1 protein-coding gene is annotated in these 273 nt (G+C 64.8%); it reads right to left on the bottom strand.

The genetic code is table 11. The features are described from left to right. Window positions 1–78 precede the first annotated feature (78 nt). Window positions 79–273: hypothetical protein (locus ABG80_RS23110; RefSeq protein WP_058089447.1), on the bottom strand; the 195-nt coding region annotated here is incomplete at its 5' end.

Genomic DNA, 273 nt, shown 5'->3' with positions numbered 1-273 from the left:
CTTGAAGGTGGACCGGTCGGGTACCCCTCCCTCTGCAACGCCCTTCGGGCTCACTGGGGTGTCCCCCAGCCCCCCGGCTTACTTCGACGCGGAGAGGCGCTCCATGTCATTGAGGACAGGCCGAGCATGCTGATGCGCGGCCATCATGTAGGCCTGCGAGGCCTTGTCCCAGGCGTCGATGTGTCTGGCCAGGATGAACAGCCAGGGCGGCGTGTCAACATCCGGGCCAGCAGCTACGATCCCGTAGAAGGCCCTCACCGTCTCAGTGGTCAT

The sequence above is a fragment of the Aquabacterium parvum genome (genome assembly GCF_001447195.1).
In the GTDB taxonomy this organism is placed as follows: Bacteria; Pseudomonadota; Gammaproteobacteria; order Burkholderiales; family Burkholderiaceae_C; genus Aquabacterium; species Aquabacterium parvum.
Note: the sequence above shows the minus strand (reverse complement) of the source record. Positions and strands in the feature narration are given on the sequence as shown.